Below are 6061 nucleotides of genomic sequence, written 5' to 3'. Positions count from 1 at the left end.
GCATGCCGACGTACATGCCGGTGAACAGGAACACGAACTGGCCAAGCTGGATCGTCGCGCCGTACAGCACCAGCAGGCGCCACGGAATCTGCGGCCGGCGCACGAAGAACACCGCGGGCACGGCCGCCAGCGGGAAGGGCAGCGCGCCGCGACGCATCGGCGGCATCCCGCGCAGCACCGCACGCACGCGCTGCGCGAGCGCGTTCGGGTTGCGGTACTTGACGATGAAGCTGGCCGGCGCGTTGCGCAGGAACGTCTTCAGCGTCTTCGCGTTCTGCACGACCGGCAGCGTCGCGAATTCGGGATCGAAATCGACATACGAATCGGGTTCGTTGAATCGCATGTCGTCACAGAACATCGACGGGTATTCGTGGTCGGCGGGCGGCGTGTCGCAGCGGAAGCTCGCATGCAGCAGCGGGATGCGCCGCCCGATCAGCCAGCAGGTGAGCCCGTAGACGATGATGAAATAGGTCGCGTACGTGAACATCGCGGGCGTCGCGCCGTTGTTGCGGTGCACGAAGCGCAGCCGCACGCGCTGCGGGTTCGCGTCGAGCTCCGCGTGCAGGTCGTCGAGCACGCAGTGCATGAAATTCACCGCGCGCGCCATCGCGTGCAGGCCGTCGCGCGCGGACAGCGCCGCCTGGCTCATCGCGATGAAGCTGCCGCTGCGCATCGGGTGGCGATCCTGCCCGAAAAACTCGTCGTCGAGCGCGCGCGCGATCGCGTTCCACAGCGCGCCGTATTGCTGCGCGGATACCCGTGCGCGCGGCTGCCCGAGCAGCGCGGGCGCGATGCCGGCCTGCGCGAGCAGCGGCTCGGCGGCGACGCCGCGCCGGGTTGCGAGCGCGACGCTGTAAGCGACGAGGCTGATCGCGACGGTTCCCTTGTCTTCCTGCTTCATCCGTGCCGCCGGTGTGGCAAAAACGCTCAGTGTAAATGAGCGACGCGAGCATCGAACAGTCGCGCCTGCTTGCCTACACTTGTTGCATCGAAACGCAAGGACGGTCGCGCCCGGCGGCCGCGGGAGACAGCAGCACCATGGACGAGCTTTACACCGAAGACCAGCGGATGATCCGCGATGCCGCGCGCGCGTTTGCCACCGAGATGCTGGCACCGAGCTCGGCGCAATGGGACCACGATGCGCACCTGCCCGACGAGATCGTCGCGCAGCTCGGCGAACTCGGCCTGCTCGGGATGATCGTGCCGCAGGAGCTGGGCGGGTCGTATACGGACTACGTGGCCTATGCGCTGGCGATGGAGGAGGTTGCCGCCGGCGACGCCGCGTGCGCGACGATGATGAGCGTGCACAACTCGGTCGGCTGCGGGCCGATCCTTGGCTTCGGCACGCCGGCGCAGAAGGATCGCTGGCTGGCCGACATGGCGTCCGGCCGCGTGATCGGCGCGTTCTGCCTGACCGAGCCGCAGGCCGGCTCCGAGGCGAACAACCTGCGCACGCGTGCGGAACTGCGCGACGGTAAATGGGTGCTGAACGGCGCGAAGCAGTTCGTGACCAACGGCCAGCGCGCCGGCGTCGCGATCGTTTTTGCCATGACCGATCCGGAAGCCGGCAAGCGCGGCATTTCGGCGTTCCTGGTGCCGACCGACACGCCGGGCTTCATCGTCGGCAAACCCGAGAAGAAGATGGGCATCCGTGCGTCGGATACGTGCCCGATCACGTTCGAGAACTGCGCGATTCCGGAAGAAAACCTGCTCGGCAATCGCGGCGAAGGGCTCAAGATCGCGTTGTCGAACCTCGAAGGCGGCCGCATCGGCATCGCCGCGCAGGCGCTCGGCATCGCGCGCGCCGCGTTCGACAAGGCGCGCCGCTATGCGGGCGAGCGCGTGCAGTTCGGCAAGCCGATCGCCGAGCACCAGGCGATCCAGCAGAAGCTCGCCGACATGGCCGTGCAGATCAATGCCGCGCGCCTGCTCGTGCATCACGCGGCGAAGCTGCGCACGGCCGGGTTGCCGTGCCTGTCGGAAGCGTCGCAGGCGAAGCTGTTCGCATCGGAGATGGCCGAGCGCGTGTGTTCGGACGCGATCCAGATCCACGGCGGCTACGGCTACCTGGTCGATTACGAAGTCGAGCGTCACTATCGCGACGCGCGCATCACGCAGATTTACGAAGGCACCAGCGAAGTGCAACGGATGGTGATCGCACGGCAGCTTTGAGCCGCGGCGGTTGCCCCGGCGACAACGTCAGCAGGGCACGAGGGCAGCGCGGCGAACGCGGCACGCAATGACGTGACCGTGCGCCGCAACAGAGGCAACCGGGCATGGGCTGCAGCGCATGCGCGGTTGACCGCGACGCATGGAGACTGGCCAGCGCATGGGATCCACGTAAGCGACAAGGCGCTCACGCGGGTCGACCGCACGAGGCACGGAGACTGGAGGACACGATGACGGTACAGGCATTCCTGAACGCACGCGACTTTCTGCTGCGCCATCGCACCGACTACGAAACCGCTTACCGCGAGTTCGAGTGGCCGGTGCTCGACGCATTCAACTGGGCGCTCGACTACTTCGACCCGATGGCGCGCGGCAACGACCAGCCCGCGCTGTGGATCGTCGATGCGGCGACCGGCACGGGCGACCCGTATTCGTTCGCGCAGATGTCCGAGCGTTCGTCGCGGATCGCGAACTGGCTGCGCTCGATCGGCGTCGTGCGCGGCGACCGGATCCTGCTGATGCTGCCGAACCGTGTCGAGCTGTGGGACGCGATGCTCGCCGCGATGAAGCTCGGCGCGATCGTGCTGCCTGCCACCACCCAACTGTCGCCCGACGACGTACGCGACCGCGTGCAGATCGGCGGCGCGAAATACGCGATCGTCGACGAGAACGAAACCGCCAAATTCGAACAGCCGGATCTCGGCCTCGCGCAGAAGATCGTCGCCGGCGCACCACGCGCGGGCTGGCTCGCGATGAACGACGGCTACACGGCGAGCGCCGAATTCAACCCGGACGCCGTCACGCAGTCGAACGAAGCGATGCTGCTGTACTTCACGTCGGGTACGACGTCGAAGCCGAAGCTCGTCGAGCATACGCACCGCACCTATCCGGTCGGCCATCTGTCGACGATGTACTGGATCGGCCTGCAGCCGGGCGATATCCACTGGAACATCAGCTCGCCGGGCTGGGCGAAGCACGCGTGGAGCTGCTTCTTTGCACCGTGGAACGCGCAGGCGTGCGTGTTCGCGTTCAACTACGCGCGCTTCGAGCCGAAGGTGGTGCTCGATGCGCTCGTCAAATACCAGGTGACGACGCTGTGCGCGCCGCCGACCGTGTGGCGCATGCTGGTGCAGCAGCCGCTGGCGTCGTTCGACGTGAAGCTGCGCGAGATCGTCGGCGCGGGCGAGCCGCTGAATCCCGAGATCATCGAGCGCGTGAAGAAGGCGTGGGGCATCGCGATCCGTGACGGCTACGGCCAGACCGAAACGACCTGCCTGATCGGCAACTCGCCGGGCCAGCCGGTCGTCGCGGGTTCGATGGGCCGGCCGCTGCCCGGTTACCGCATCGCGCTGCTCGACCCGGACGGCATGCCCGTGACCGAAGGCGAGGTCGCGCTGCCGATCGGCGCCGACGTCACGCGCCCGGTCGGGCTGATGAACGGCTATGCGAACAACCCCGACGCGACGGCCTACGCGATGCGCGACGGCCACTACCGCACGTCGGACATCGCGATGCGCGGCGACGACGGTTACTACGTGTACATCGGCCGCGCGGACGACGTGTTCAAGTCGTCCGACTACCGGCTCAGCCCGTTCGAACTCGAAAGCGTGCTGATCGAGCATCCGGCGATCGCCGAGGCGGCCGTCGTGCCGAGCCCCGATCCCGTGCGGCTGTCGGTGCCGAAGACCTTCATCACGCTGCGCCAGGGCTACGAGGAAAGCCCCGAACTCGCGCTGGAAATCTTCCGTTTCTCGCGCGAGAAGCTCGCGCCGTACAAGCGCATTCGCCGCCTGCAGTTCGCGGAGCTGCCGAAGACGATCTCGGGGAAGATCCGCCGCGTCGAATTGCGCCGCCGCGAGATCGAGCGTGGCGACGACGCAAGTGAACGGATGCCCGGCGAATACTGGGAAGAAGATTTCGCCGCTGAATTGAAGTGACGTGACCGCGGGCCGCGCGAGCCGCATTCCGCGGCCGCCGCCCGCAGCCGAATTGAACCGGCCGCGCGGCGCTATCGCGCTTCGCGGCCCTTTGCCAGGAGATTGGATCGATGAACGCGAATTCGAAAGACGTGCCGACGGTCAAACTGCTGATCGACGGCGCCTTCGTCGAGTCCGCCACGAACGAGTGGCGCGACATCGTCAACCCGGCGACGCAGCAGGTGCTCGCCCGCGTGCCGTTCGCGACCGTCGCGGAAGTCGACGCGGCCGTGCAGGCCGCGCACACCGCGTACGCGACGTGGAAGAACACGCCGATCGCCGCGCGCATGCGCATCATGCTGAAGTTCCAGGATCTCGTGCGCACGAACCAGCAGCGCATCGCGAAGACGCTGACGGCCGAGCAGGGCAAGACGATTCCCGATGCCGAAGGCGACATCTTCCGCGGCCTCGAAGTGGTCGAGCATGCCTGCTCGATCGGTTCGCTGCAGCTCGGCGAATTCGCGGAGAACGTCGCGGGTGGCGTGGATACCTACACGCTGCGCCAGCCGCTCGGCGTGTGCGCGGGCATCACGCCGTTCAACTTCCCCGCGATGATTCCGCTGTGGATGTTCCCGATGGCGATTGTTTGCGGCAACACGTTCGTGCTGAAGCCGTCGGAACAGGACCCGCTGTCGACGATGGAGCTCGTCGAGCTCGCGGTCGAGGCCGGCGTACCGAAAGGCGTCCTGAACGTCGTGCACGGCGGCAAGGAAGTCGTCGACGCAATCTGCACGCATCCGCTCGTGAAGGCGATCTCGTTCGTCGGTTCGACGGCGGTCGGCACGCACGTGTACAACCTCGGCAGCGCGAACGGCAAGCGCGTGCAGTCGATGATGGGCGCGAAAAATCACGCCGTCGTGCTGCCCGATGCGAACCGCGAGCAGGCGATCAACGCGCTCGTCGGTGCGGGCTTCGGCGCAGCCGGCCAGCGCTGCATGGCAACGTCGGTCGCGGTGCTCGTCGGCAACGCGCGCGACTGGCTGCCGGACATCGTCGCGAAGGCGAAGGCGCTGAAGGTCAATGCGGGCGCGGAAGCCGGCACGGACGTCGGGCCGGTTGTGTCGAAGGCCGCGAAGGAACGCATCCTGTCGCTGATCGACGCGGGCGTGAAGGAAGGCGCGAAGCTCGAACTCGACGGCCGCGACGTGAAGGTGACCGGCTACGAGCACGGCAATTTCGTCGGCCCGACGATCTTCTCGGGCGTGAAGACCGGCATGTCGGTCTACACGCATGAAATCTTCGGCCCGGTGCTGGTCGTGATGGAAGCCGACACGCTCGACGAAGCGATCGCGCTCGTCAACGCGAACCCGTTCGGCAACGGCGTCGGCCTGTTCACGCAGAGCGGCGCGGCGGCACGCAAGTTCCAGAGCGAAATCGACATCGGCCAGGTCGGCATCAACATCCCGATCCCGGTGCCCGTGCCGTTCTTCAGCTTCACGGGCTCGCGCGGCTCGAAGCTCGGCGATCTCGGCCCGTACGGCAAGCAGGTCGTGCAGTTCTACACGCAGACCAAGACGGTCACCGCACGCTGGTTCGACGACGATACGACGGCCGGCCCGGTGAATACGACGATCCGGCTGCACTGAGCGACGGAGGACACGAACATGAAAATCGGATTTATCGGCCTCGGCCACATGGGCGCGCCAATGGCGCTGAACCTGCTGAAAGCCGGCCACGAAGTGCACGCATTCGACCTGAGCGCCGATGCATTGCGCGCGCTGCAGGATGCCGGCGCACAGGTGGCGGCGTCGCCGCGCGATGCGGCATCGGGCGCGACGTTCGTCATCACGATGCTGCCGGCCGCACCGCACGTGCGCTCGGTGCTGTCCGGCGAGAACGGCGTGCTCGCCGGCCTCGGCGCGGGCGCGACCGTGATCGATTCGAGCACGATCGACCCGGCGAGCGCGCAGGCGTTA

The 6061-nt window shown here is 67.0% G+C and carries 5 protein-coding genes; 4 read left to right on the top strand and 1 reads right to left on the bottom strand.

Features of this window, described 5'->3' with window-relative positions:
- On the bottom strand, positions 1-901 hold a 901-nt coding region (locus G3O00_RS38940; RefSeq protein ID WP_241025540.1), incomplete at its 3' end, for an AraC family transcriptional regulator.
- A gap of 137 nt (positions 902-1038) precedes the next feature.
- Here G3O00_RS38940 and G3O00_RS38935 point away from each other — a divergent pair.
- The 4 genes from G3O00_RS38935 to G3O00_RS38920 form a co-directional block, all read left to right on the top strand.
- Positions 1039-2172 (top strand): acyl-CoA dehydrogenase family protein, encoded by a 1134-nt coding sequence (locus G3O00_RS38935; protein WP_206146171.1) that lies wholly within the window; start codon positions 1039-1041, stop codon positions 2170-2172.
- 227 nt (positions 2173-2399) lie between these two features.
- The gene (locus G3O00_RS38930; RefSeq protein ID WP_206146170.1) at positions 2400-4106 is read left to right on the top strand and encodes an AMP-binding protein; all 1707 of its coding nucleotides are present in this window, start codon (positions 2400-2402) and stop codon (positions 4104-4106) included.
- A gap of 110 nt (positions 4107-4216) precedes the next feature.
- Positions 4217-5731, top strand: a complete 1515-nt coding sequence (locus G3O00_RS38925) for a CoA-acylating methylmalonate-semialdehyde dehydrogenase (RefSeq protein ID WP_011354324.1) — start codon at positions 4217-4219, stop codon at positions 5729-5731.
- Positions 5732-5749: 18 nt separating this feature from the next.
- Positions 5750-6061, top strand: a 312-nt coding sequence (locus G3O00_RS38920) for an NAD(P)-binding domain-containing protein (RefSeq protein WP_206146169.1), incomplete at its 3' end; no start/stop codon positions are given.

The sequence above is a fragment of the Burkholderia sp. Ac-20384 genome, from assembly GCF_017104605.1.
GTDB classification, from domain to species: Bacteria; Pseudomonadota; Gammaproteobacteria; order Burkholderiales; family Burkholderiaceae; genus Burkholderia; species Burkholderia lata.
This window is presented reverse-complemented; position numbering and strand designations above follow the sequence as displayed.

What these genes read in the sequence shown, in the direction of transcription:
- G3O00_RS38930 (WP_206146170.1), top strand. Translation starts at nt 2,400, where the DNA reads ATGACGGTACAGGCATTCCTGAACGCACGCGACTTTCTGCTGCGCCAT.
- G3O00_RS38935 (WP_206146171.1), top strand. Translation starts at nt 1,039, where the DNA reads ATGGACGAGCTTTACACCGAAGACCAGCGGATGATCCGCGATGCCGCG.
- G3O00_RS38925 (WP_011354324.1), top strand. Translation starts at nt 4,217, where the DNA reads ATGAACGCGAATTCGAAAGACGTGCCGACGGTCAAACTGCTGATCGAC.